This is a genomic window from Rhizobium sp. R339, from assembly GCF_002211395.1.
GTDB lineage: Bacteria > Pseudomonadota > Alphaproteobacteria > Rhizobiales > Rhizobiaceae > Rhizobium.
This window is the reverse complement of sequence record NZ_LOKV01000024.1, coordinates 252767-277911: the sequence shown is the minus strand read 5'-3', so window position 1 is coordinate 277911 and position 25145 is coordinate 252767. Positions and strand designations below refer to the sequence as shown.

General features: G+C 60.2%; 22 protein-coding genes, 3 tRNA genes and 1 riboswitch. Of the genes, 8 read left to right on the top strand and 17 right to left on the bottom strand.

The genetic code is table 11. From position 1 onward, the window contains the following. Positions 1 to 2: 2 nt before the first annotated feature. The 4 genes from ATY76_RS24235 to ATY76_RS24220 all read right to left on the bottom strand — a co-directional run bounded on the left by ATY76_RS24235 (position 3) and on the right by ATY76_RS24220 (position 1395). Positions 3 to 587, bottom strand: coding sequence for an NADH-quinone oxidoreductase subunit B (locus tag ATY76_RS24235; protein WP_008521904.1), 585 nt, complete (start codon positions 585 to 587; stop codon positions 3 to 5). Next, the gene (locus tag ATY76_RS24230) at positions 578 to 943 is read right to left on the bottom strand and encodes an NADH-quinone oxidoreductase subunit A (RefSeq protein ID WP_008521906.1); all 366 of its coding nucleotides are present in this window, start codon (positions 941 to 943) and stop codon (positions 578 to 580) included. The genes ATY76_RS24235 and ATY76_RS24230 overlap by 10 nt, the downstream gene beginning before the upstream one ends. Before the next feature lie 247 nt (positions 944 to 1190). Further along, a tRNA-Asp gene (locus ATY76_RS24225) sits at positions 1191 to 1267 on the bottom strand. Between the two features lie 51 nt (positions 1268 to 1318). After that, a tRNA-Asp gene (locus tag ATY76_RS24220) sits at positions 1319 to 1395 on the bottom strand. A gap of 415 nt (positions 1396 to 1810) precedes the next feature. Between ATY76_RS24220 and ATY76_RS24215 the strand changes: the two genes are divergently transcribed. The 3 genes from ATY76_RS24215 (at position 1811) to ATY76_RS24205 (ending at position 3335) form a co-directional block, all read left to right on the top strand. After that, positions 1811 to 1886 (top strand) — tRNA-Val (locus ATY76_RS24215). Positions 1887 to 2137: 251 nt separating this feature from the next. After that, positions 2138 to 2740, top strand: coding sequence for a hypothetical protein (locus tag ATY76_RS24210; RefSeq protein ID WP_088677231.1), 603 nt, complete (start codon positions 2138 to 2140; stop codon positions 2738 to 2740). A gap of 382 nt (positions 2741 to 3122) precedes the next feature. Continuing rightward, positions 3123 to 3335 carry a hypothetical protein gene (locus ATY76_RS24205; RefSeq protein WP_088677371.1) on the top strand — a complete coding sequence of 71 codons (213 nt, stop codon included), beginning with the start codon at positions 3123 to 3125 and terminating at the stop codon, positions 3333 to 3335. 54 nt (positions 3336 to 3389) lie between these two features. Here ATY76_RS24205 and ATY76_RS24200 read toward each other — a convergent pair whose 3' ends face one another. Continuing rightward, positions 3390 to 3938, bottom strand: coding sequence for a glutathione peroxidase (locus ATY76_RS24200; RefSeq protein ID WP_088677370.1), 549 nt, complete (start codon positions 3936 to 3938; stop codon positions 3390 to 3392). 132 nt (positions 3939 to 4070) lie between these two features. Then, positions 4071 to 4430 carry a hypothetical protein gene (locus tag ATY76_RS24195; RefSeq protein ID WP_088677230.1) on the bottom strand — a complete coding sequence of 120 codons (360 nt, stop codon included), beginning with the start codon at positions 4428 to 4430 and terminating at the stop codon, positions 4071 to 4073. A 165-nt stretch (positions 4431 to 4595) separates the two neighbouring features. Between ATY76_RS24195 and ATY76_RS24190 the strand changes: the two genes are divergently transcribed. After that, positions 4596 to 5201, top strand: coding sequence for a class I SAM-dependent methyltransferase (locus tag ATY76_RS24190; RefSeq protein ID WP_088677229.1), 606 nt, complete (start codon positions 4596 to 4598; stop codon positions 5199 to 5201). Between the two features lie 4 nt (positions 5202 to 5205). Here the strand turns inward: ATY76_RS24190 and ATY76_RS24185 are convergent, their stop codons facing one another. Beyond that, entirely contained in the window at positions 5206 to 5607 is a 402-nt protein-coding gene (locus ATY76_RS24185) for a cupin domain-containing protein (RefSeq protein ID WP_088677228.1), read from the bottom strand. A gap of 147 nt (positions 5608 to 5754) precedes the next feature. On the opposite strand from ATY76_RS24185, the gene ATY76_RS24180 reads away from it, so the two are divergent. Continuing rightward, the gene (locus ATY76_RS24180; RefSeq protein WP_088677227.1) at positions 5755 to 6741 is read left to right on the top strand and encodes an aldo/keto reductase; all 987 of its coding nucleotides are present in this window, start codon (positions 5755 to 5757) and stop codon (positions 6739 to 6741) included. A 184-nt stretch (positions 6742 to 6925) separates the two neighbouring features. Here the strand turns inward: ATY76_RS24180 and ATY76_RS24175 are convergent, their stop codons facing one another. The 6 genes from ATY76_RS24175 to clpP all read right to left on the bottom strand — a co-directional run bounded on the left by ATY76_RS24175 (position 6926) and on the right by clpP (position 15992). After that, the gene (locus tag ATY76_RS24175) at positions 6926 to 9124 is read right to left on the bottom strand and encodes an esterase-like activity of phytase family protein (RefSeq protein WP_088677226.1); all 2199 of its coding nucleotides are present in this window, start codon (positions 9122 to 9124) and stop codon (positions 6926 to 6928) included. 94 nt (positions 9125 to 9218) lie between these two features. After that, positions 9219 to 10127: a DMT family transporter gene (locus ATY76_RS24170; protein WP_190233726.1), complete on the bottom strand. Its 909-nt coding sequence runs from the start codon at positions 10125 to 10127 to the stop codon at positions 9219 to 9221. A gap of 81 nt (positions 10128 to 10208) precedes the next feature. Further along, positions 10209 to 10361, bottom strand: a riboswitch (FMN riboswitch). Between the two features lie 117 nt (positions 10362 to 10478). Continuing rightward, positions 10479 to 10754 (bottom strand): DNA-binding protein HupB, encoded by a 276-nt coding sequence (hupB, locus tag ATY76_RS24165; RefSeq protein ID WP_003558438.1) that lies wholly within the window; start codon positions 10752 to 10754, stop codon positions 10479 to 10481. 206 nt (positions 10755 to 10960) lie between these two features. Then, positions 10961 to 13378, bottom strand: coding sequence for an endopeptidase La (gene lon, locus ATY76_RS24160; RefSeq protein WP_088677224.1), 2418 nt, complete (start codon positions 13376 to 13378; stop codon positions 10961 to 10963). A gap of 404 nt (positions 13379 to 13782) precedes the next feature. After that, the gene (clpX, locus tag ATY76_RS24155; protein ID WP_004680013.1) at positions 13783 to 15060 is read right to left on the bottom strand and encodes an ATP-dependent Clp protease ATP-binding subunit ClpX; all 1278 of its coding nucleotides are present in this window, start codon (positions 15058 to 15060) and stop codon (positions 13783 to 13785) included. Between the two features lie 302 nt (positions 15061 to 15362). Continuing rightward, positions 15363 to 15992 (bottom strand): ATP-dependent Clp endopeptidase proteolytic subunit ClpP, encoded by a 630-nt coding sequence (clpP, locus tag ATY76_RS24150; protein WP_003573944.1) that lies wholly within the window; start codon positions 15990 to 15992, stop codon positions 15363 to 15365. Between the two features lie 399 nt (positions 15993 to 16391). Here clpP and ATY76_RS24145 point away from each other — a divergent pair, with 399 nt between their 5' ends. Further along, entirely contained in the window at positions 16392 to 17645 is a 1254-nt protein-coding gene (locus ATY76_RS24145) for a GGDEF domain-containing protein (RefSeq protein ID WP_088677223.1), read from the top strand. Between the two features lie 148 nt (positions 17646 to 17793). Continuing rightward, positions 17794 to 19038, top strand: a complete 1245-nt coding sequence (locus ATY76_RS24140; RefSeq protein ID WP_088677222.1) for a cytochrome P450 — start codon at positions 17794 to 17796, stop codon at positions 19036 to 19038. A 138-nt stretch (positions 19039 to 19176) separates the two neighbouring features. Here the strand turns inward: ATY76_RS24140 and ATY76_RS24135 are convergent, their stop codons facing one another. After that, the gene (locus tag ATY76_RS24135) at positions 19177 to 21303 is read right to left on the bottom strand and encodes a bifunctional diguanylate cyclase/phosphodiesterase (RefSeq protein WP_088677221.1); all 2127 of its coding nucleotides are present in this window, start codon (positions 21301 to 21303) and stop codon (positions 19177 to 19179) included. Positions 21304 to 21536: 233 nt separating this feature from the next. Then, positions 21537 to 21887: a cupin domain-containing protein gene (locus tag ATY76_RS24130; RefSeq protein ID WP_190233725.1), complete on the bottom strand. Its 351-nt coding sequence runs from the start codon at positions 21885 to 21887 to the stop codon at positions 21537 to 21539. Positions 21888 to 22123: 236 nt separating this feature from the next. On the opposite strand from ATY76_RS24130, the gene ATY76_RS24125 reads away from it, so the two are divergent. Further along, a complete protein-coding gene (locus tag ATY76_RS24125) occupies positions 22124 to 22858 on the top strand; it encodes a phosphotransferase (RefSeq protein ID WP_088677220.1) in 735 nt (244 codons plus the stop codon). A 69-nt stretch (positions 22859 to 22927) separates the two neighbouring features. Here ATY76_RS24125 and ATY76_RS24120 read toward each other — a convergent pair whose 3' ends face one another. Next, a complete protein-coding gene (locus ATY76_RS24120) occupies positions 22928 to 23998 on the bottom strand; it encodes an acyltransferase (RefSeq protein ID WP_088677219.1) in 1071 nt (356 codons plus the stop codon). A 579-nt stretch (positions 23999 to 24577) separates the two neighbouring features. Then, positions 24578 to 25138, bottom strand: a complete 561-nt coding sequence (locus ATY76_RS24115) for a hypothetical protein (RefSeq protein WP_088677218.1) — start codon at positions 25136 to 25138, stop codon at positions 24578 to 24580. Between the last annotated feature and the right edge of the window lie 7 nt (positions 25139 to 25145).

Genomic DNA, 25145 nt, shown 5'->3' with positions numbered 1-25145 from the left:
CCTTAGCGTTCGATCGTGCCGGTGCGCCGGATCTTCTTCTGCAGCAGAAGCACGCCATAAAGCAGCGCCTCCGCCGTGGGGGGACAGCCCGGCACGTAGATATCGATCGGCACCACGCGGTCGCAGCCGCGCACCACCGAATAGGAATAGTGATAATAACCGCCGCCATTGGCGCAGGAGCCCATCGAGATGACGTAGCGCGGCTCCGGCATCTGGTCATAGACCTTGCGCAGAGCGGGCGCCATCTTGTTGGTCAGCGTGCCGGCGACGATCATAACGTCGGACTGGCGCGGCGAGGCGCGCGGCGCAAAACCGAAGCGCTCGACGTCGTAGCGCGGCATCGACAGCTGCATCATTTCGACGGCGCAGCAGGCAAGGCCGAAGGTCATCCACATCAGCGAGCCGGTACGAGCCCAGTTGATCAGCTCGTCGGTCGAGGTAACGAGAAAACCCTTGTCGGCGAGCTCGTTGTTGATCTCACCGAAGAAGGCGTCGTTGCTGCCGATCGGCTTGCCGGTCGAGGGATCGATGATCCCTTTCGGCTGCTGGGCGACGAGCGGCTGATTGCTCACAGGGGTCACTCCCATTCCAGGGCTCCCTTCTTCCATTCATAGATAAAGCCGATGGTCAGCACCAGGAGGAAGACCATCATGGACCAGAAGCCGAACCAGCCGATGGCGCCGAAGGAAACGGCCCAGGGGAAGAGGAAGGCGACTTCGAGGTCGAAGATGATGAAGAGGATCGACACGAGATAGAAGCGGATGTCGAACTTCATGCGGGCGTCGTCGAAAGCATTGAAGCCGCATTCGTAAGCCGAGAGCTTTTCCGAATCGGGCGCTTTGAAAGCCACGGCGAACGGCGCAATGAGCAGAGCCAGGCCGATGACAAGCGCGATACCAATGAAGATAGCGATCGGAATATAGGAACTGAGCAGTTCAGTCATCATGTTCATCCTTGCTTGCCGGAGGCGCCAGACGGCGCATTTGGGCAATTGCCCGGCAAGCGAACGTGCGTTGCAACAAGCCGTGGTTAGCGCAGCCGAAGCCCCGGCGCAAGACTTTTACAGAGGCAATTCGACGCGTCGCGCGCGGACATTATCAAGCAGATGCAATGATGTCGCGACAAATCCGCAGAAGCTGATTCAAGCTGCATGCCTGACCCCTGGAAACTGCATGGCTTTCGGAAGAGAATGGCGCGAGTGACGGGGCTCGAACCCGCGACCTCCGGCGTGACAGGCCGGCACTCTAACCGACTGAGCTACACCCGCGCATAACGGACGGAAGAGCCGGACGGCGGTGATTTGTCGCCGGCTTGGAAATGGCGCGAGTGACGGGGCTCGAACCCGCGACCTCCGGCGTGACAGGCCGGCACTCTAACCGACTGAGCTACACCCGCACTTCATTTTCAAGCAATCCGGATGCCTTCGCACCCTCACCAAAACGGCTGCCCGTTTCGATGAGCGGCTAACTACGGGGTTCGTCTTTTAGTGTCAAGCAGGTTTGGAGACAAAACCATGACAGTCGTTGAATTGTTTCGTCAAAGACCATGCGGGGAGAATGAAAAGCCGGCAATTCCGTTTGCCGTTGCGGCACGGACGCCCGATCGAAGCCGACGACACGGTCGAAGCCGAGATGCCTGCCGCCTTCCCCTCCCCTTTATCCACAGCCCGGCTACGCCCGATCGCCACAGCAAGGAGCAAGACCGCCACCAAAAAAATCAAAAAATCTTCACAAACACTCTTGCGGTTTTGCCGCGATCCGCATAGATCACGGCCACCAACGCGGCAGGCCGATCCGGCTTCGTTTGCGATGGGCGATTAGCTCAGTTGGTAGAGCGCCTCGTTTACACCGAGGATGTCGGGAGTTCGAGTCTCTCATCGCCCACCATTCTTTTCCCTTACGTTTCAAAAACCTAAACGACATCAAGGGCTACTAGAGCCCTGGGTCATGTACACGGTGCGTTTGATCACCAATCCTGCGAAGACGCCACGGCGTCTATTGCTATGTGAGGCGTGCGCCGAAAGATGTGGCCGACCGGCAAGGCGGGGTCGCCCAAGAACAACATCCCGGATATTATCGAAGAGATCGCCTCCGACCGGCTACCACCGTTGGTGTGAGCGAAGACCTAGGAGATTTCTGTGGCCATTACGAAGCTCGATGCGGCACGGAGGCAGTTGCTTGCCGCTATCCATCTGCACTGGTTTTTGGTTGAGCCACTTGCCGTGTATCAGTTGGCCGCGAACGTATCCGAAGTATGCGATAAACTTCTCGAAAAGTCGGGAGGAACACGTATCAAAAAGCATGTGGCTGACGACCATGGTTGGGAAGTCAAACACGTAAACATGCTTATCAACTCAGCGCGCAATTTCATGAAGCACGCCGATCGCGATCCTGCTGCAATACTTGAGGATATCACATTTGATGAGTGCACTGCTCTCCTCCTGACCGCTTGCATCGACTACACAATGGCCGCAAAACGTAGTCCGCCCGTGGTCGGAGTGTTTATTGCTTGGTTTGCTGCGGCCAAGATCGGCGGAAGCGAATCGGCATTCTCAGCGATGGCGGGCGGTTTGTTCCCTGGTCTCGCTGAGATGAGCCAAGCAGATCAAATTCTCGCTGCTCGTCGTTTCGTCATTCACCCTATGCAGGGCGATATCCTACATGATAGCCGCAACGAATTGTCTGACAGCTGGCGTTGGAATGAGTTACGCAAGTCCGGGCAAGACTTCAGAACTGGATAGCCAACCAAAAGGAACCGACGGCAGCACGCGTGAGTATCTTCATATGTAACAACATTACATCTCTGAATTACCCGCCCTCTATACGAGAGCCAAGAGGCGTTGCACTCGGACGGTGGCGCTCCTTGTGGGATAGGGGCGCGCCTGTCGTTACGAGATCGCCTTTCACCCTTCCGCCGAAACGGACATACCGGAACGGCAGGTGTTACGCCCGGCAGATCCAGATTCGGCCCGCCGTCTGGAGCCAACGCTCCACCAAAACGGACTACTCCTAGTCGCCCGGCCACCTCCCATTAGGCGAATGGATGGGGGCCGGCCAAAGTGAGACTATTCGCCGCCCGGAAAGTCTCCGTGCATAAAGGTTTCTCACGCCTTGGGGGGTGCCATGAGAACTCTCTGCTCCGCATTGACGCTGTGCATCGCGATGGCCGTTGGCGCGCCAAACGCCACTTACGTCACCCTGCCCGGCTATGCATTCAAGACGAATCCGAATTGCCAGCGCCACGAACCAAAGACCAAATTCGACAGAAGGTGCGACTGGCCGAGCCTCGGCTTCAAGGATTTTACGCCTCCTCTCGTGACCGTGCTTGGGATCTGATGAGCCTGCCCGGCTCGCAAATCATCCCGGTCATGCCTGGCGGCCTGAAGGGCTTCATCCCTTCGCCAGTTCCTTGTCCACGGCGGAAACCAGCCGCGAATCATCCGCCGTCACGTCGGGCGCGAAGCGGGCCGCCACCTGGCCGTCACGGCCGATCAGGAATTTTTCGAAGTTCCAGAGGATGTCGTCCTTATCCCCGTCTGAAATGCCGTGGGATTTCAGGCGTTCGCGCATCGGGCCGTCGCCTGTCGTCGGCACGCCCGATTTGGTCAGTTGCCGGTAAAGCGGATGCTGGGACTCACCCTTGACCGAGATCTTCGAGAAAATCGGGAAGGTGACGTCGTAGGTGCTGGTGCAGAAGTCGAGGATTTCGGCGTCGGTGCCGGGCTCCTGGCCCTTGAAATCATTGGCTGGGAAAGCGGCGATGACGAAGCCGCGTTCGCGCTTTTCCCCATAGAGCTTTTCGAGCCCTTCATATTGCGGCGTCAGCCCGCATTTCGAGGCAACATTGACGATCAGGAGCACCCTGCCCTTGTATTCGTCGAGCGTGGTCTCACGGCCATCCACCGTCTTCACAGGGATATCAAGCACGTTTCCCGTCACGGGAGCCTCCATTTCAAAAGACTATTTTCGCCGAGCTTAGCGATCTCGCCGCCGTTGTCACCAGCGCCGGGGCCAATCGGGCTTCAGGACAGAGCCGGTGCGGCTTCCGGCCGCACCGGCTCCGAAAAGCCATCAGGCGGGAGACGTTTCCTTCACATCGTCGAACAGGAAGTGCACGACGATGTAGTCGGTCTTGTAGTGGCGGCCGCTCTCCGACACGGCGTCGACGCTGCCGCCGTCCTTCGGATGCCAGGCATGGTAATGAGGATTGGTGGTGATCAGCGTGATGGCCTTGCCGGCGAAATTTTCGTTGCCCAACCGGAAGCGCATCTCGGCGAGCGGCCAGATTCGTTCGTAATCCTCCATGGTGATACGCGCCTTCAGCGCGTTGCGGTGCAATGGCGCCTCGCCGGCCTCGGCGGGCAATTCCAGCACCACCTCTTCGGCTCCGCTGATGATGGCGTTGAATTCTTCAGGCCACATGCGTCTCATGAAGTCGCTCCTCCCGAGGCTCTTTCGTCAGTCCACAGATGAAACTTAGCGGTTTGCGCGAAAGAAGCAAATTCCCGTAATGCGGTTGTCATCAGCATCGGCTGCTCCTACTTTCCTCTCGAACTCCATCAGGGCCGCCAGCCGCCCGCAATCCCGAGATCAGAGATGAAAACACGTGAAGAAAGGCAGGCGCTCCGGGCGAGCATGCCGCGCACGCCGCTCAGCGCCCATCATATGGAAAACGCCCGGCTGCTGCCGGATCGCGGCGAACTGCTCTATCGGATCCCGAACGGCGGCATCGGCGTCGAGGTGGGAGCTGCCTTCGGCGAATATACGGCTGAGATCCTGGAAAAGAATCGCCCGGCGCAGCTCTATCTCATCGATCCGTGGTCGATGGACCGCTACAGCTCCGGCCTCGATTCGATCCACACGCAGTTCGCGGCCGAGATCGAGGCCGGCCGGCTGCATCTGATGCAGGGAACATCGCTCGAAAAGCTTGCCGAATTCGAGGACGATTTCCTCGACTGGGCCTATATCGATACCGACCATTCCTTCGAGCTCACCTGGCAGGAGCTTCTGCTCTGCGAAAAGAAGGTGAAGCGGACGGGGCGCATTGCCGGGCATGATTTCTGTACCGGCAATACGGTGAAGCCGATCGTCTATGGCGTCGTCGAAGCAGTCACCAAATTCTGCAAGGATTACGGCTGGCAATTCGAATTCCTGACGGTCGAATCACACGCGCATTTTTCCTATTGCCTGAAGCGGCTCTAAGAGCTCATCCCCTGCCGGCATATTGCTCGTCGCTGACCTGCTCCATCCAGTCGGCAACGCTGCCATCCAGCGCCTCCTGAATGGCGATGTGCGTCATCGCCGTATCAGGGCCGGCGCCGTGCCAGTGTTTTTCGCCCGGCGCGAACCAGATCGTGTCGCCGGCGCGAATCTCCTGGATTTCTCGGCCCCAGCTCTGGGCAAGGCCCCTGCCTGACGTGACGATCAGCGTCTGGCCGAGCGGATGGGTGTGCCAGGCGGTGCGGGCGCCGGGCTCAAAGGTGACGGATGTTGCCCTCACCCGGGCCGGCGCCGGCGCCTCCATCAGCGGATCCTGGCGAACCGCGCCGGTGAAATAATCAGGCGACGGCTTGACAGAGGGGCGCGAGCCCACGGGTTTGATCTCCATGACAGTTCCTTTTCATCCATTGCGGCTGAAGCATCTGGACCCAACGATATTTCATCACCGCGGCCGATCAAGGCCGGATCGGCGATTGCCGCAGAGTCGCCTGCCTGATACGCCAATGTCTTTCATGACCTACGGAGGATTTTTTCCATGAAACACCATGCTTTCGGCCGCATGCCGTTCACGGTCACCAATGTCGGCTTCGGCGCTTGGCAGATCGGAGGCTCCTGGGGCGATATCAGCGAAGCGGACGGCCGCGCGGCCCTGAATGCCGCGCTCGATGCCGGCATGACCTTCATCGATACGGCTGACGTTTATGGCGACGGCCGCTCGGAAAAGATCATTGCCGACGTTTTGAAGACACGCGGCGGCGAACGCCCGATGGTCGCCACCAAGGCGGGCCGCCGTCTCAATCCACATGTTGCGGAAGGCTATAGCAAGGCCAATCTCAAAGGCTTCATCGACCGCAGCCTCAAGAACCTTTCCGTCGACAGCCTCGATCTCGTGCAGCTTCACTGCCCGCCGCGCGAAGTGTTTTACCAGCTCGAGGTCTTCGCAGGTCTCGACGAGCTGCAGAAGGCCGGAAAGATCAAGGGTTACGGCGTCAGCGTCGAGAAGGTCGAGGACGGGCTGAAGGCGATCGAATATCCCGGCGTGGTCAGCATCCAGATCATCTACAACATCTTCCGCCAGCGCCCTGACCACCTGTTTTTCGCTGAGGCGCGCCGCAGGAACGTCGCGATCATTGCCCGCGTGCCGCTCGCAAGCGGCCTTCTCTCCGGCAAGATTACCCGAGATACGCACTTTGCCAGCGACGACCACCGCAACTTCAACCGCCATGGCGAAGCCTTCGACGTCGGCGAGACCTTCGCGGGCGTACCCTTCGAGGTCGGCCTGCAGGCGGTCGAGGAAGTGCGCAAGCTGGTGGCCGCCGGCGCCACCATGGCCGCCTTCGCGCTGCGCTGGATCCTGATGGCCGAAGCCGTCACCGTCGTCATCCCCGGCGCCCGCAACGCCGAGCAGGCCAAGGCCAATGCGGCCGCTGCCGACCTCGCGCCGCTCGCAGCCGATGTCATGGCGGCAACGCGGGAGATCTACGCACGGCTGATCGCACCGCATGTGCATCAGCGCTGGTAGGCTGGAGCTACTTCTTTGTGAGGGCTGCGGCAGCGTGAGACCCCCTCATCCGGCTGCCGACACCTTCTCCCCGTAGACGGGGCGAAGGGACCAAGCCGCGACCTCTCCATTCCCGCTCATGTCTCACAGGGCACGTCCCCTCTCCCCGTTTTTACGGGGAGAGGGCTAGGGTGAGGGGCAGCTTTCAGTTCGTCGCGGTCAAATCAACAGGGAAGAACAGCGTCTCGCCGGAGGAGTCGCTGACGCCGTCATTGTCGGTGACCGCGTAGGGTTTGCCCGATGCGTCGAAGGTGAAGCCTTCGAGCTTGTCGAGGACATAGCCGTTGGTCGCGGTCTTGAGTTCGCCGAGGAAGTCGTGGGCTTCGGTCTTCTTGACGACCGGCAGTTCGCCGCCGAGCTTGGCGGGCTTCAGCTCCGAAATCGCGACCTTGTAGAGCTTCTTCAGCTTGGCCGCGTCGCCGACGAGGTTGTCGCGCTCGATGATGTAGACGCTATCGCCATGGGCGGAAATCTCGGAGAGGCCGACCCAGCCGCTTTCCGTCTTGTCGAGCGGATAGCGCACGGCGCCCCATTCCTTCTTCTTCGGATTGTAGGAGACGAGCTTGACGAAGCCCTTCTCGTCGTCGCCCCACTCGCGCTGAACGGCCATCCAGAGCGTGGTGTCGTCGCCGGTACCGATAATGGTCACGCCTTCGAAACCGAACCGGATTTCGTTGGCGGCAAGCTCTTTCGGCAAGGCAATCTCGGCCTTGATGTCACCCTTGGCATTGACGTTGTAAAGGGCGTGCGGGACGAGGCGCTCGCTGTAGCCTTCCGAGGCGAGCCAGAAGGAGCCGTCGGGGGCCGCCGCGATGCCTTCGATGTCGAGCTTCTGGGCCGGAGCGCCATCACGCTTGACGACCAGCGCGTCAGTGATGACAGCCGGCTTCTTGGTCGCGTCAATCGTGTAGATCGTCGGCTGCGAGCCGAGAACGCTGTCGCTGACGGCATAAAGCATGCCCGGCTTGCCCGGAACGGCGGCAAGGCCCGAAAGGGCAGCGAAGCCGATCGGATTGCCGTCCTTCTCGGCCGAGACGATCTGCGGATAGGCCTTCTCGCCTTCCGAACGCTCATAGATCATCACATGCGAGCGCGCGCCGCCGTCCTTGCCGAGGTCGACTTCATTGGCAGTGGCAAAAAGGTTGCGCTGGGGAATGGCCACCGCGCCTTCGGGCGAAATCCCGGACGGCAGCAGCTGGATGAGCTCGGGATCGGCGCCGGTATCCTTGTAGACGCCGACGATCGAGGCGCGCTCGGCAAGCAGGAAGAAATAGTTGTCATCGCCGAACCTAGCGGCTTCCAGGCCTTCCGGCTCGACGCCCTTCGATCCCGAACGGCTTTCCGGATAGTGGCCGATATGGGCGACGGCGCGTTCGAAGGAAGCGCCCGATTCGTAAAGAACCTTGCCTGTCTTGTCGAAGATGGTGAAGCCGCGCGACCCACCCTGGTAATCGCCTTCATTGGCCACGACGAGGCGGCTGTCGTCCAGCCACTTCACGGCGTCCGGCTCACGCAGCACGCCCTTCGATTCGCCCGTGAATTTCAGGGCGCCGTCGCGCTTGGTGTCGATGCCGGAGAGATCGACGCTGCCGGCGGTAAAGTGCGTCTTCACCTGCGCCGTGTTGGCGTCGATGATGACGATCTCGTTGTTTTCCTGCAGCGTCAGGGCAATCTCGTTCAGGCCATTGAAGGAGACGAATTCGGGCTCCGGATCTTCCGGGGCAACGCCCGCAAGCCCGGTCAGCGTCACGTGCTTGATGGTGCCGCAATCGACGGTGCCGTTCTTGACCTGGAAGACGGCGAGGTCGCCGGCCGGCATCTGCGGGATCTTGCCGTCATTGACGTCTTCGTCGCGTTCGTTCTCGATCGCGATGGCACCAAAGGTCTTGTCCTTGTTGAGGGCGATCGAATCCGGCTGGCCACCGAGATCGCAGGTGCTCTCGATCTTCTTCGTCGCGACGTCGACGATCGCCAGACGGCCCGAAGGCTTGGCCTTGCTGTCGGAGGTGTTGACGGCAACGAGCGCCTTGCCGGCGCTGGAGGTGACCGATGTCGGCTCGCCGTCCATCATCAGCGCGCCCCCGGCCTTCGGAGCCTTGGCGTCGGTGATGTCGATGAAGCCGATCGCGCCAAGCGGGCTGTCGCTATAGATCAGCGTGTTGCCGTCGTCGGTCGCGGTGATGATTTCGGCGGAGGTCGGCGAAAGCTCGTCCTTGTCACCAGGAAGGTTCTGGGCGACCGGGAAGGAGGCGATGCGGTTGAAAACCGGCTCGGCCGCCGCCGGGAAGGCAGCGGATGCGAAAAGCATGGCAGCGAACGCTGCTTTGCGCGATGAATTTGTCATGGAAATCCCCCAATGTCGAAAGATCGAACAGAGGGGTTTTGCTGGACTGCCATGACAGAGACATGACAGTCCGCGTCATTTCAGGGGCTTTGCGTCAGGACGCTTGCCTTTCCCGCCGCATCTCGCTTCGCATGATGAAGAGCGATGCGCAAAGGATGAGCGCAGCGCCCAGCCACAGATAGCCGGCCGGCGCATAGCCGAAGAACAGCCAGCCGGCGAGCACGTTCAGCGGCAGCTTCAGATCGTCGAATGGCTGCACATAGGCGGCGTCGGCGCTGGCATAGGCAAGGGTCAGCAGATATTGCGCCACGACCGTCAGGAGGCCCGCCAGGAGGAAGAGCGCAAGTGTCGTGCCCGTCGGCACCGTGAGGTCCGCGGCAAGCGCCAGGCCGCCGTTGATCGGTGTCAGCAGCACCAGCAGCCAGACGGTGATCGTCTCGGGCTTTTCGATGCCGGTCAGACTCTTGGTGATGAGAGACGATGCGCCCCAGAGCAGTGCGGAGAGAACCGGAAGCAGTGCGGCCCAGGTAAAGCTGTCCGACCATGGCTGGAGGATGATCATCGCGCCGGCAAAGCCCACACCCGTCGCCGCCCAGCGGGCCGTGCCGACGCGTTCGCCGAGGAAGAGGCGCGCGCCGAGGATGATGAAGAAAGGCGAGGTCATGACGAGTGCGATCGCCTGCCAGATCGGCACCGAGGCGAGACCCAAAATCCAGGCCTCGACGCCGAGCGCGGCAAAGATAACGCGTACGACATGCCGCCATGGATAGTCTGTTCGCATGGCCGAGAGACCGACCTTGCGCAGGAAGGGCAAGGAGAAAAGGAAGGCGAAAGCATATTGCCAGAAGGCTGCGGAGGCTGGCGGAAAGGCGAGCTTCATCGTCAGCCATTGAGTGACAACATTGAGGAGCGAGAAGGCCACGCCTCCAAGCACCATGAAAGCTGCGCCGGCAAAGGCGCGGGAACGCGGGATTGCAAGGGAATTCTGATTCATGTCTTCCATCCAAAATAGGAACCAAACATAAATCAGGACGCATGAGGCGATGGCACGCAGGCCGGCAGTCCCCTGCCCGCACGCGGCCATTCTCATTCTCTTTCATCCGGACTGTGACCGTCGGCTCCGGAATCGCACCGGATCTGCTGACCCCTCCCCGGCCAAGGCTTCGGAAGGCGCTCGCGGGCTCAGGCCGCAGCCCTTACCGCCGGTGGGGACTTTCACCCCGCCCTGAGAACAGCATTGTTGGTAGAACAAAGTGCTGCATGCGGCAAGCGGCAAAACAAAAGGGGTCCGGCAATGCCGAACCCCTCGAAATCCTGCTCAGCCGTTCTCGTTTACGGCCGGCGGACGATCAAATCAGCCGTTGACGGCGTCCTTCAGGCCCTTGCCGGGCGTGAACTTCGGCACGTTGCGGGCCGGAATGTCGACTTCAGCGCCGGTCGACGGATTGCGGCCCTTCGTTGCAGCGCGATGAGAAACGGTGAAGCTGCCGAAACCAGCGAGGCGGATATCGCCCTTGTTCTTGAGTTCGGCCTGGACAACGTCGAAAACCGCGTCAACAGCGGAAGCCGCGTCAGACTTCGTCAGTCCTGCCTTTTCGGCCACTGCGGACACGAGTTCATTCTTGTTCATGTTTCCACCCCTTTCTAAATGGTATGAAACGACTCAAATGTAAGCTAGGCGCAGAATAGGTTTCATCAGGCCCGCCGGAAACCCAAAAGCCCTGCAAATCAAGGAAAAGCAAGCGTCTCCATGACGTTTTCACAAAAAAGGCTGGCGTTTCCGCCAGCCTTTTCTCGTCTTTTGCGCGAATTGGGCACAAATGTGGCAAATGCCACTCAATGCGCTATGGCCGCGCCCGTGTCGTCGAGACCTTCGACCGAGGTGATGACGGGCGTTTCCACCGTGCCATCCCACTCGATCGGCTCCGGCCGGCGGATCAGCGCGTGCTTGATCACCTCGCCCATCCGGGAGACCGGGATGATCTCCATGCTGTTCTTCACGTTGTCCGGGATCTCCGCCAGGTCCTTGGCGTTCTCCTCCGGAATCAGCACCTTCTTGATGCCGCCGCGAAGCGCTGCGAGCAGCTTTTCCTTGAGACCGCCGATCGGCAGCACACGGCCGCGAAGGGTGATTTCACCGGTCATGGCCACATGCTTGTTCACCGGGATGCCGGTCATGATCGAGACGATGGCGGTTGCCATGGCGACACCGGCCGAGGGGCCATCCTTCGGCGTCGCGCCTTCCGGCACGTGCACGTGGATGTCGTTCTTTTCGAACATCGGCGGCTCGATGCCGAAATCGACGGCGCGCGAGCGGACATAGGAGGCCGCTGCCGAGATCGATTCCTTCATCACGTCCTTCAGATTGCCGGTGACCGTCATGCGGCCCTTGCCCGGCATCATCACGCCTTCGATGGTCAGCAGCTCGCCGCCGACTTCCGTCCAGGCAAGACCGGTGACGACGCCGACCTGATCCTCGCCCTCGGCTTCGCCGTGGCGGAAGCGCGGGACGCCCAGGTAATCGGCGATGTTGGCGGCCGTCACATGAACGGACTTCGTCTTGCCCTTGATGATCTCGGTGACCGCCTTGCGGGCGAGCTTCATCAATTCGCGTTCGAAGCTGCGGACGCCGGCCTCACGGGTATACTGCTGGCTGATCGCCATCAGGGCATCGTCGCTGACCGAGAATTCCTCGGGCTGCAACGCGTGTTCCTTGATGGCCTTCGGCAGCAGGTGCCGCTTGGCGATCTCGCGCTTTTCATCTTCGGTGTAGCCGGCGATACGAATGATTTCCATGCGGTCCATCAAGGGCGCCGGAATGTTCAGCGTATTCGCCGTCGTGATGAACATCACGTCCGACAGGTCGTATTCGACTTCCAGGTAATGGTCCATGAAAGTCGAGTTCTGCGCGGGGTCGAGCACTTCGAGCAGGGCCGAAGACGGATCGCCGCGGAAATCCATGCCCATCTTGTCGATTTCGTCGAGCAGGAAGAGCGGGTTGGACTTCTTCGCCTTCTTCATCGACTGGATGACCTTGCCGGGCATCGAGCCGATATAGGTGCGGCGGTGGCCGCGGATTTCGGCTTCATCGCGAACGCCGCCGAGCGCCATGCGGACATACTCACGGCCGGTCGCCTTGGCGATCGACTGGGCGAGCGAAGTCTTGCCGACGCCGGGAGGGCCGACGAGGCACAGGATCGGGCCTTTGATCTTGGTAGCGCGGGCCTGCACGGCGAGATATTCGACGATGCGTTCCTTGACCTTGTCGAGACCGAAGTGATCGGCTTCGAGGATCTTCTCCGCATTGTTGAGATCGGCCTTGATCTTCGACTTCTTGCCCCACGGGATGCCGAGCAGCCAGTCCAGATAGTTGCGCACGACGGTGGCTTCGGCCGACATCGGGCTCATCTGGCGTAGCTTCTTCAGCTCCGCATCAGCCTTTTCACGGGCCTCCTTGGACAGCTTGGTCTTGGAGATGCGCTCTTCCAGTTCGCTCATCTCGTCGCGGCCTTCTTCGCCGTCGCCGAGTTCCTTCTGGATCGCCTTCATCTGCTCATTCAGGTAGTATTCGCGCTGGGTCTTCTCCATCTGGCGCTTGACGCGCGAGCGGATGCGCTTTTCGACCTGCAGGACCGAAATCTCGCCTTCCATGAAGCCAAGAGCCTTTTCGAGGCGGGCCTTGACGCTGGTGGTCTCCAGCATCTCCTGCTTTTCGGTGATCTTGATCGACAGATGCGAGGCGACCGTATCGGCGAGCTTGGAATAGTCGTCGATCTGGCTAGCGGCGCCGACCACTTCGGGCGAAATCTTCTTGTTGAGCTTCACATAGCTCTCGAATTCGGAAACGACCGAGCGCGACAGGGCTTCCAGTTCGACCGGATCGTCATGCGGCTCCTCGAGCACATGGCCGAGCGCCTCGTAGAAATCCTCGCGGCTGGTATAGGTGTCGATCTCGGCGCGGGCGCGGCCTTCGACCAGAACCTTCACGGTGCCGTCAGGCAGCTTGAGCAGCTGCAATACGTTCGCCACGGTGCCGACATTGTGGATCGCGGAAGGATCCGGATCGTCGTCGCTGGCGTTGATCTGCGTGACCAGCATGATCTGCTTGTCGGATCCCATGACCTCTTCGAGCGCACGGATCGACTTTTCCCGTCCGACGAACAGCGGCACGATCATATGCGGGAAAACCACGATGTCGCGCAAGGGCAGAACAGGATATGCGGTGCTGCTCGCTACAGACGTTTTCTTCGTCATTTTATGTCCTTTCCATCGTCCCGTTGCCGGGCTCTCTGCACGGCCGCTTGGGACCGGCCGGCACTCTCACTTGGCACTACAAGTGGAGGTTCTGACTACGCTTTTCAAGCCACGCTAACGCCCGCGTTCCCCGGATGTGACAGCTTTATTACAACGGAACGCCAACACTATGAAACGCGTGGCTGGACCGGCGCTTACCACTTCCGACCCGGCTAAAATACAAACGCCAGCAATGGCTCACGGAATCGCTGCATCTTTGCCAAGCACCGCCCCTTGCGCAACATCGGCAAAGGCAATTCCGGTTCCCACCGGTAAAATACTAACAGTGCCTCGCATGGTTTTTCAAATAGAAAGGGGCCCGCCTAAGGCAAGCCCCTCAAAATAATGGTGCGAAAACCACAAGACTACGCGGATGCGTTGGCTTTTTCTTCCTGACGATCGGCATAGATGTAGAGCGGACGGGCCGAACCGCGCACGACTTCCTCCGAAATGACGACCTCGCGCACGCCTTCCAGCGTCGGCAGCTCGAACATCGTATCGAGCAGGATCTTCTCCATGATCGAACGAAGGCCACGGGCGCCGGTCTTACGCACGATCGCCTTACGGGCGATCTCGCGAAGCGCGTCCTCGTGGAAGGTCAGTTCTACGTCTTCCATCTCGAACAGGCGCTGATACTGCTTGATCAGCGCATTCTTCGGCTCGGACAGGATCTGGATCAGCGCATCCTCATCGAGGTCTTCGAGCGTCGCCAGAACCGGCAGACGGCCGATGAATTCGGGGATGAGGCCGAACTTGACCAGGTCTTCCGGCTCCAGTTCGCGCAGCACTTCGCCGACGCGGCGGTCGTCCTGGGCCTTGACGGTGGCGCCGAAGCCGATCGAAGTCTTCTCGCCGCGGGCGGAGATGATCTTGTCGAGGCCGGCAAACGCGCCGCCGCAGATGAACAGGATGTTCGTCGTATCGACCTGCAGGAATTCCTGCTGCGGATGCTTGCGGCCGCCCTGCGGCGGAACGGAAGCGACCGTGCCTTCCATGATCTTCAGGAGCGCCTGCTGCACGCCCTCGCCCGAGACGTCTCGGGTGATCGACGGGTTGTCGGACTTGCGCGAAATCTTGTCGACTTCGTCGATGTAGACGATGCCGCGCTGCGCACGCTCGACATTGTAGTCGGCTGCCTGCAAAAGCTTCAGGATGATGTTTTCCACATCCTCGCCGACATAACCGGCTTCCGTCAGCGTCGTCGCATCGGCCATGGTGAAGGGAACGTCGATGATGCGGGCGAGCGTCTGGGCAAGATAGGTCTTGCCGCAGCCGGTCGGGCCGACGAGCATGATGTTCGATTTCGCCAGCTCGACTTCGCCGTTCTTGGAGGCGTGCGCCAGGCGCTTGTAGTGGTTGTGAACGGCGACCGACAGGATCTTCTTCGCCTGCCGCTGGCCGATGACGTATTCGTCGAGGACCTTGATGATGTCCTGGGGCGTCGGAACGCCGTCGCGGGACTTGACCATCGAGGACTTGTTCTCCTCGCGGATGATGTCCATGCACAATTCGACGCATTCATCGCAGATGAAGACGGTCGGTCCGGCAATCAGTTTCCGGACTTCGTGCTGGCTCTTTCCGCAGAACGAACAATACAGGGTGTTCTTGCTGTCGCCGCCGTTGCTGCCGCTGACCTTGCTCATATCACTTTCCTTCCAGCACGCCGCATTTCAAGGCGAAATCGCGGTCCACTCTATCAGCTCCTGGCGGCGCTCCGTTGCCGGAGCCTTTGCCGAGAAGGGCTTCAGGGGGTACGAACCGGTCCCAGTCAATCATGTGCGGGTCCCGGCGGCAACCAATTCCCCTTCGAATGCCGAATGCTATGTCATAAAAATTCAACATAGCATTAATAGTTACTATTAGCGTCTTCGTCGCCTGATGAAAGCCTTGTTCGATCACAAATGAGATAGAACTGTGGCGGCAAAAACGCCATCCCAATTAATTACTAGGCCTGCTCGCCTTCCATCTCGAGGCGCGACGTCAGAACCTTGTCGATCACACCCCAGCCCTGGGCTTCGTCCGCATCCATGAAATGGTCACGATCGAGCGTCTTTTCAACTTCCTCATAGGTGCGGCCGGTATGCTTGACATAGACCTCGTTGAGGCGGCGCTTCATCTTGAGGATGTCGCGGGCATGGCGCTCGATGTCCGAGGCCTGACCCTGGAAGCCGCCGGACGGCTGGTGCACCATGATGCGGGAGTTCGGCGTGGCGAAGCGCATGTCCTTATGACCGGCCGCCAGCAGCAGCGAGCCCATGGAGGCCGCCTGGCCGATGCAGAGCGTCGAAACCGCCGGCTTGATGAACTGCATCGTGTCGTAGATCGCCATGCCTGCGGTGACGACGCCGCCGGGCGAATTGATGTAGAGCGCGATTTCCTTCTTCGGGTTTTCCGCCTCGAGGAAGAGAAGCTGGGCGCAGACGAGCGTCGCCATATGGTCCTCGACGGCGCCCGTCAGGAAGATGATGCGTTCCTTCAACAGGCGGGAATAGATGTCGTAGGAGCGTTCACCGCGGTTGGTCTGTTCAACGACCATCGGCACGAGGGCCATTGCGGTATCGACTGGGTTTCTCATGTGCGTCCTTTGTCAACGTCTCGCCGGCCGGCGCCGGGAATCAAAGAAAATGTCTTATCCCTACATAGAGTGTCCCTGCCCTTCTCTTCAAGACACGCATGAGGATAACGTTAAGAAGGCGGGGCAAGGCGGCTAAGCTTCGGCTCTGGCAGCCTCTTTCTCCCAAACGCCTGATGACGGCGAGCCCCAGGCGCCGTCTCCCCCGGCTTTTCTCCGGGACAGGATGAAGAAAAGCTTACTCCATTCGACAGTGCTCACACACGTTTACCCCACGGAAAGCCTACCGGCAGATATCGGCGCAAAACCATGCCGCAGTGCAGCGGCATTAAGGAAGTAGCGATCTTCATCGGCAAGGGTGCAGCCTGACAGACAAGGGCCGACAGACGAGGGGTTGCTGCCGTGTTCAATATCGCTACAGGTCTCGCCATCTGGTGTGCGGAGGCCATGACGCTCGCTTTGGTGTTGTTCGTCGCATGGCGCCACAACGTCAAGAACGAGGCCTATCTCTATTGGGGCTTCGGCTTCCTTCTGACGGGAATGGGATTCGCGATGGTCGCGTTGCGCGGTCAAATCCCGAGCGTGCTTTCCATAGAGGCGGGCAATGCCATCGCGCTCCTCGGGCAGAGCGCCTGGGTGGCGGGTTTCCTCGCGCTCGACCGCAAGAAGATCGAATGGTGGGCGTTGCTGCCGCCGGTAATCTGGCTGGCGGGGATCTTCCTGCCTTGGGTCAACGACGACTATTCCAACCGCGTTGTCCTCTACAACCTCGCTTCGGCGACGGGCGCCACGGCGCTTGCCATGGCAGTCGCCGCCGGCGACATGCGCCGCGAGCGCACCCGCGTCAAGCTGATGGGCGTCTTCGTCATCCAGGGCTGCCTGTGCTTCGGCTCGGCGCTGACGATGGCGCTGACGCTGCCGAGCGAGATCGACGCCACCAATCTCGGCGGCGCCTCGGCGATGGCCAGCGCCTTCCTGCTCACCATCGCCTTCGCGCTGACCTGCCGGCTGATCATGGAGCGCTCCGAACGGCACCTGCGCGCGCTGAGCCTGACCGATGCGCTGACCGGCGTGCTCAACCGCCGCGGCCTGCTCGGCTATTTCGACGCCATTCAGGAAAGAGCCCATGACGAGCAGCGCCAGGTCGCGGTGCTGCTTTTCGACCTCGACCATTTCAAGCGCGTCAACGACCGCTTCGGCCATCAGTCGGGCGACGCCGTGCTCACCGCCTTTGCGCGCATGGCCCGCCAGTATATTCCGAACAACATCTTCGGCCGCATGGGCGGTGAGGAATTCGCAGCCTTCGCAGCGGTTACGGACCAGACGGAAGCCGAGGCGATCGCCGAAGCGATCCGCACCGAATTCTGCCGCCTTCCCGTCAGCACCGGCGAGGTGATCGTTCCGGTCACCGTCAGCATCGGCATCGCGCTCGCCTCCTCGATCGAAGCCAATATCGACAAGCTGATTTCGGCCTCCGACCGGGCGCTCTATGCAGCGAAAGCGGCCGGCCGCAACTGCACGGTCACGTTCGGCGAAGCGGAGGCCGCAGCCCCGGTGCCGGCCGCGCCGAGCAGCGCCGCCGGCGAGCTGGTGCCGACGGTCGACGACCAGGTCGAGGCCCTGCGGCGCATGAGCACGCTGTCGCGTGCCGGCTAGCCTGATAATCCCGAAAACCGGAGTCGATCCCCGGGGTTAGGCACAGGTTTTAAAGTGACTGGTGCGCCCTGCGAGGCGCGCAGCCGCTGAAGCCGGTTGCCTCGCCAGCATCTTTTCGAGGCCCGGCAAATCCGCTAAGCCTCAGCGCATGACGATACCGCCCTTCCTCTCGATCGATCCCGCCAGCCGCCATGTCTCGCTGGATGCCCGCAATCCGGCCTTTTACGGCAATCCGAACGCCGTCTATGCGGCGCTTCACGCCCATTGCCCGACCTTTTATTGGAAGGAGCAGAAGCAGTGGTTCTTCACTGGCTACGACCATGTGAACGGTCTGTTGCGCGACCGCCGCTTCGGCCGGCAGATCCTGCATATCGCCAGCCGCGAGGAGATCGGCCTTGCCGAGCCGAGCCCTCATCTTGCCAGTTTCGATCTCTCGGAACGCTATTCCCTGCTCGAACTCGAACCGCCGGAGCACACGCGGCTGCGCACGCTGGTCAACCGGGCCTTCGTGTCCCGCCATGTCGAGAAAATGAAGCCGGAGCTTGTCGAGCTTGCCAACCGGCTGATCGACGGCTTTGCGGACCGGCGCGAGGTCGAGCTGCTCTCGGCCTTTGCCGACATCATACCGGTGACGATGATCGCCCGCATGATCGGCATTCCCGAAGAGATGGGGCCGCAGCTGCTCGCCTGGTCGCACGCCTATGTCCGCATGTACATGTTCGGCCGGACGCGCGAGCAGGAGGACGAGGCCGAACGGGCGGCGAAGGAATTTTCTGACTATGTCAGGACGGTGATCGCCGAACGGCGCGCCGAACCGCGCGACGACCTGCTGACCCACATGATCCATACCGAGCACAAAGGCCAGTATCTGACCGAAGAGGAGCTGATCTCGACGACGATCGTATTGCTCAACGCGGGGCATGAGGCGACCGTGCACCAGATCGGCAATTCCGTGCGCACCATCCTCGACAGCGGCACAGATCCGGCGATACTCTTCCGGGACGAGGCGACGACGGAGCGCACCGTCGAGGAAACGCTGCGCATCTGCGCCCCGGTCCACATCTTCCAGCGCTGGGCGCTCGAGCCTGCGGAAATCGACGGCGTCTCCTTCAAGCGCGGCGACAAGGTCAGCCTCATCCTCGCAGCCGCCAATCTCGATCCGGCGAAATTCACCGATCCCCTCGCCTTCCGGCCAGACCGCAGCGAAGCGGCAAACCTCTCCTTCGGTGCCGGCATTCATTTCTGCATCGGCGCGCCGCTGGCGCGGCTGGAACTCAACGTCGTGCTGCCGATCCTGTTCGAGCGGCTTCCCGGCCTCAGGCTGGCAAAGACGCCCGTGGTCAAGGACGTCTACCATTTCCACGGGCTGGACCGCCTGGATCTGCGGTGGTGATCAAGCCCCTCGCATATCAGCCGTAACGGCCGGTGATGTAATCACGATTGCCGCAGCCGTGCATGAAAACGTCGCGTTCCGGCGACATGCTCTCGTGTCCGGCAGCCTCGCGCAGCGTGCGGCCGCAATCCTGCGGCGTTACGCCGCCTGTTCCTGAAGCTTGCTGGAGATGTCGAGCGCCGACATCGGTTTTCCGATCAGGTAGCCTTGCAGCTGGTCGCAGCCGGCCTCTCGCAGGATCGTTGCCTGGCGCGAATTTTCGATGCCTTCCGCGGTGACGGGAATCTGCAGAGCGGTCGCCAGGGAGATGGTTGCCTTGAGGACATCGGCGCCGTTGGAGGCCTGGTCGAGCGCGGATACGAGCGAGCGGTCGATCTTCATCCGGTCGAAGCCGAACTGCCGCAATGCGCCGATGCTTGCATAGCCGCACCCAAAGTCGTCGAGAGCGAATTTAATACCGACCTGCTTGAGGTGATCGATCGACCGGCGGGCCTGATCCGGATTTGTCATGAGAACGCCTTCGGTAATCTCCAAGGTCAGGCGTCTCGGATCGAAATCGAGATCCTCGAGAAGCGAGATCACTTCGTCGGCAAATTCCGGATTGCAGAGTTGGACCGGCGAAACGTTCACGGACAATGCCAGGCCGGGCCAGTTCCTGGCATGCTCGATCGATGTTTTCAGCATATGAACGCCGAGCGCATCGATGAGGCCGCACCTTTCGGCAAGCGGAATGAAAATCTCCGGGCTGATATTTCCCGTCGCAGTTCGCCAGCGCGCCAGCGCCTCAAGGCCGGTGACCGCGCCCGTCGTCGCAGAGACGAGAGGCTGGAAAACCGCTTCGATTGTTCCATCGCCGATGGCGTCCTTCAACAGGCTTTCCAGTTCGGCGACCCTTAGGCGCTCGCGATCCAGCTCGGGGTCGTATTCGATCGCCCGGCCCCTGCCGTTTTCCTTGGCGCGATAGAGCGCCATGTCAGCCCGGCGGAGCAGCTCCAGCGGCAGTATGTCTCTCTCACGGGCCGCAGCGCCGATGCTCGCGCCAACCTCGATCGTTCGTCCGTCTATTTTGAAGGGCTCGGCAAACAGTGCCAGAATGGTCTCTTCTATCTCTTTACGCGCGGCGGTTCCAACCTGAACCAGCGCGAACTCGTCGCCTCCGAGCCGCGCCACAGCAACGACTTCAGGATGGCAGGCGCTCAACGCTTTCGAGACGATCCGGATCAGGTCGTCTCCAACCGCATGCCCCCAGGCGTCGTTGACAGCCTTGAATCCATCGAGATCGACCAGATAGAGCCGGGGCGGCGAAAAATCCGAGCCTTCCGACTCTCCCAGGAGGGTGAGAAGCCCATGCCTGTTCAACAGGCCGCTTAGGCTATCATGGTTCGCTTCGAAAATCGCCGCCTGCGCCAATTGGTTCAGGCGCCGCGCCTCGGAGGCGCCGACCAGCAAAACGCCCGCCAGGAACAGCACAAGGATGATGACGGCTGCCGCGACATAAGGATAGACCCCCTGAAACACGGCGCTACCCGGCGCCTTGCTCGGCCAAACAAGATGGCCGACGACGCTGCCCTTGAGGTCCGTGATCGGCGTATTCAGCAGACCCGGCTCGGGCGCGGCGGCAAGGCGCAACCCTTCGAGTTCGTGTTCGCTCGAAAGCGTGGCGAGAACTTCCGCGTTGAATTCCTTGTAGAAGCTCAGCACGCTGAGCTTCGGCAGCTCGCCTTCTTTCTCGAATGGCTGGATTGCCTGTGACGCGATCAGCGCGATACCCGTTTTGGTCTTGATGAAATTGACCACCGGCGCCTGGCCGGAATCGGCTGCCTTGTCGACCTGCCGATAAAAGGATGCGCCGAAATAGGTACCGGGCTGGAAAGGCTTGCCCTTGGCATATGCGGAGATGATCGACGAGCGGTCGGGGCCGATCACGACGGCGCCGTCATAGAGGGGGTAGTCCGCACTGGTTTTACCCCAGTTCTCATAGGCCCAATCTGCCGCACCAGGAGCTGAGATCGCCTTATAGGCGTCATCCCATACGGCATTATCAGTCGTTGTCGCGCTCAGGCGATCGACAAAGGCTGCGACGGCCGCCCGGGCGGCGCGCGTGGCCCTGGCATCGTCGATCTCATTCGCCGACCGGGTCATCGTCGTCACGACGTGGGCCATGAGGCCTGTCAGCACGAGAGCGATGACAAGGAAGCAAACAGTTGTCGCAATATTGGAAAACGTTTGGGTGCGAACGTGCCTACCCGCAAGATTCGACGACATGCCAATCCCGGAAAGATGAATTGTAAGGCCATGTCTATGGTGACGGCAGGAGACATCATGTCCGCAATGCGCTGCAGATAAGGTCTACCATTTGACGATGTAGGCACACTTAAAGCGAACGATAAAATGCCGTCTATCCGCAAAAGAGCAGCGGCGATTTCAGGAAAAACCGCCCATAATCGCCGCAATCCGGGACAGAGCCTGCATGGGGAGAGGCCGTTTGCAGCCGCTTCCTAAACCTTGATCACATAATCCTTGCGAGTCGTTTCAACGACTTCCCAGGTTCCCTTGAAGCCGGGTCTCAAGATCATCCGGTCGCCTGCCTTCAGATGAACCGGCTCGCCGCCATCCTCGGTCACGATCGAATGGCCGGACAGCAGGCTGAAATATTCCCATTCCTCATAGACGATCCGCCACTTGCCCGGCGTCGCCTCCCAGATCCCGGAATAGAGGCCGCCTTCGGATTCCTCCAGGTTCCATGTGCAGAATTGCGGATCGCCGGAAATGATCCGGTCCGCCTCGGGGGCGCCGAACTCCGGTTCTATGCCGTCGGTGCTGAAGGTAATGAAGTTCCCCACGGCCATCGCAGACCTCTCCGATATCAATATGTTCTTCGCAGCAAATGTTCGTCTGTGGCCGCAAAAGCTCGACGAAAGATCTACCGTAACAACGATTAAAACCTTTCAGACACCCTTTCAACACGGATGAAGAGCATCTACATCGCCTAATACCGGGGAGACATCGCGGACCTAAGACCAGTCGAAACGAAGGTCAACCGACCCGGGGGAATGGTAGATCCGACGGACTCCAGGAGTGTTTGATGGGGTGGGAAGCGCTGGAGCTGTGGGGCAAAGATGCGGTTCGCATCGAAAAACTCTCCGGCGGAGTCGCCAATGATGTCTGGAGCGTGCGCGTCAACGGGCGACTCGCGGTCGGTCGGCTGGGCACCAGGAGCGACGCCGATCTCGCCTGGGAGGCCGATCTCCTTCGCCACCTTGACCGCGAAGGTCTGAGCGTGCCGGTGCCGATCCCGGCGGCCGATGGAAGCCTGTTCGCCGATGGCCTTATGGTGATGGAATATATGCATGGCGGGCCACCTGAGACGGAAGACGACTGGCGTCGCGTCGCCGAGACACTCCGCGAGTTGCATCGGTTGACGCGGGGTTGGAAGCAGCGCCCAGGCTGGCGGTCCTCGATTGATCTCCTGCACACCGAAACCGGGACGAGGATCGACCTTGCAACGATGCCGCCGAATGGCGTCGCGCGATGCAGAGCGGCGTGGGCGCGGCTTATCGGTCGCGAGACGCGCGTCGTCCACGGCAACCCGACCAACCCTGGCAATATCCGCATGACGGCGAACCGCGTCGCACTGATCGACTGGGATGAATCGCATGTTGACGTCCCAGATCTGGATCTCGCCCTGCCCTACAATGCCGCCAGTCTCGAAGGCACAGCGTACGACGTCGCCGCGCAAGCATCGGCCGCGTGGGAAGCCGCCGTCTGCTGGGAAGACGACTATGCCATCAAGCGACTTGCAGAAGTGCGAGCGGTTTGAGCAACGGCACCGAGGGGCGGCCTCTCCCCAGACGCTTCAATCAAAATAGCTACGGGCGTGGGTCCGTCGTCACGGATTGATAGGCTGTCGTCGGAGGAATGAGATTCGCTTCAAGCGGAGCGCACGCTTTTCCAAGAGATGCCATGAAAGCCACCCGAACAACATCGCTGTCGGCAAGGAAAGGGCGAACACGCTCCACGGCGTGCTGTATTGGCCGAGGGCATAATTCACCACCTGCTCCACTGGCCAGCCATATAGATAGGTGCCGTAGGAGAGGTCGCCCAAGCGGTCGAGCGTCGGCAGGCGTATAATTGGCGAGGTCGCGATGTAGACAAGCGGATAGGCGAACAACATGGGTCCGTAAAGATAGTCGGGCCAAAAGACGGCGAAGAGCACACCGAGCGCCACGAAGATCGATGCCAAGACAATATTTGGCTGCCACTTTTCGATCACGAACCAGAGAAGCGAACCGCAGAAGAAGAAGGGAGCGATAAAAGTGAAATCCGTGATCAGCTTTCTGTCTGGCCACGGATGCTCGAAGAAAAGCTCCCACGTGACGGCCACGGTTAGGACAAGCGCCATCAACGGCGCTCGGAGGAGCCCGATGGCCATAAATGCCGCAAGGATGAGGTAGCAGAAGATTTCCTGGCGAATCGTCCAAAGAGAGCCGTTGGTAAAGGTGGCAAGCCAGGAGATTGCAGGATCATAAAACTGCACTTTCGGCAGGACCATGCCATAACTCGGATTGAGCACCGAATAGACTGTCGTCCTCACATGATACGACCAGCCCAGGTAGCCACCAATGCCCAACGGGCTGAAAATGGCGCCTAAAACATACACGCTGAGCAGCGTGCAGACGACAAGCGCCGGATATATCCTAAGCACCCGCCGCCAGAGAAAACCGCCGACGCTGCCGAACTGCGCGCTCTGCGTGACGAGGAAGCCGCTGGTGATGAAAAACGCGTAGACCCCGAATCTACCAAGATTCCTGCCCTCGCCGAGCAAGCGCATGAAAGGCTCGTTCGCCGTGGTCTTTTCCGAGATAAGGAAGGCATGCGAGAATATGACCATGGAGGCTGCACCGAGCCTGATCATGTTGAAGTTCGGGTAAAATGGCTTCCTGACTGCAGGCTCCTGCATGCGAGCCCCCGTTCCCTCAAGGTTTAACAGATCATTAAGGTGGGTTTTGAACGTTGTCACGACCGTTATGAAAATAGGGCGAGATAACCTTTGATCCGCCGAACTACGCCTCGGTCGAATTATTGTTGGCCTGAGAATGACCGCTCTTATGGATCGAGTTGGACGGCTCGCCGCCTCACTCCCCTCTTTTTCGATTTTTAGTCCGATCAAACAAAATCAGCGCCCGACTCTGCTCGAACCGGGCGCTGATCCCATAATTGCATCGGGCAAACGTAGTCTGCGAAATTTACAAATGCTTGCTGCGAAGGACGGTCAGTGTTCTTCGCAGCAAACCCTTGCATAGACCACGATTGAAATCGTTGTATTTTTTATGCGCGTTCGCATCGTATGTTCAACATCGTCGCAGCGTACCATTGCTCAGCTCCAAGGCTTTCGCAGCATACCTATGTTCGATTTTGCAACCAAAAAAATACGTTCCCACGCGACAAAGCAATGGTGAACGTTTCAGCTGGAACGAGGCTGGCGCTGGGTTGTCCTAGTCACGGGCTCCGATTGTGGCCGGCTAAGGTGGCGGCTCCCCTACCAGATCACCTTGGACAGCTCGGAGACGACATCGTCCCCATAGCTCTCGTCCTTGATGCTGAACTCCGCCTCGCCAGACACGAGATTGAAGTTGAAGTAGACTTCAGCCTGATCTTGTCCGAGGAAAATCTTAGTGGTGTACCAGTCTCCGGGACCGCCGCCGAAGCCGCCTCCAGAGGAGCGGACGGTCGCTGGTCCGAGAAATGCTATATCGAATTCCAGCGTATCCTGTTTGACATCTGAAAAGCGAAGATCGCTCGCTTCCAGGGCTTTTCCCAGTGCGGAAAGGAATCGAGTGGGGCGCGGCCCGCCTGTGACATGGCGGAACGTGCCATGCGACTCACTATGCAGTTCGATGACGAATTTCGTTTCGTCGTCGCCCTGGCCGTACGACGCCATCAAGGCGAGATCATCAGCGTTCGATTTAACCGGCAACGGTGTGATCTTGAAGGGAAGCGACACAGGAGGCCGGCCGTCGGCAACCTGATCTTGTGCGTATAGGCTGCCCGAGAATACAGCGCTCGCAAATACCATCAAGACGGAGCGTCGAGTGATCATTCATTCT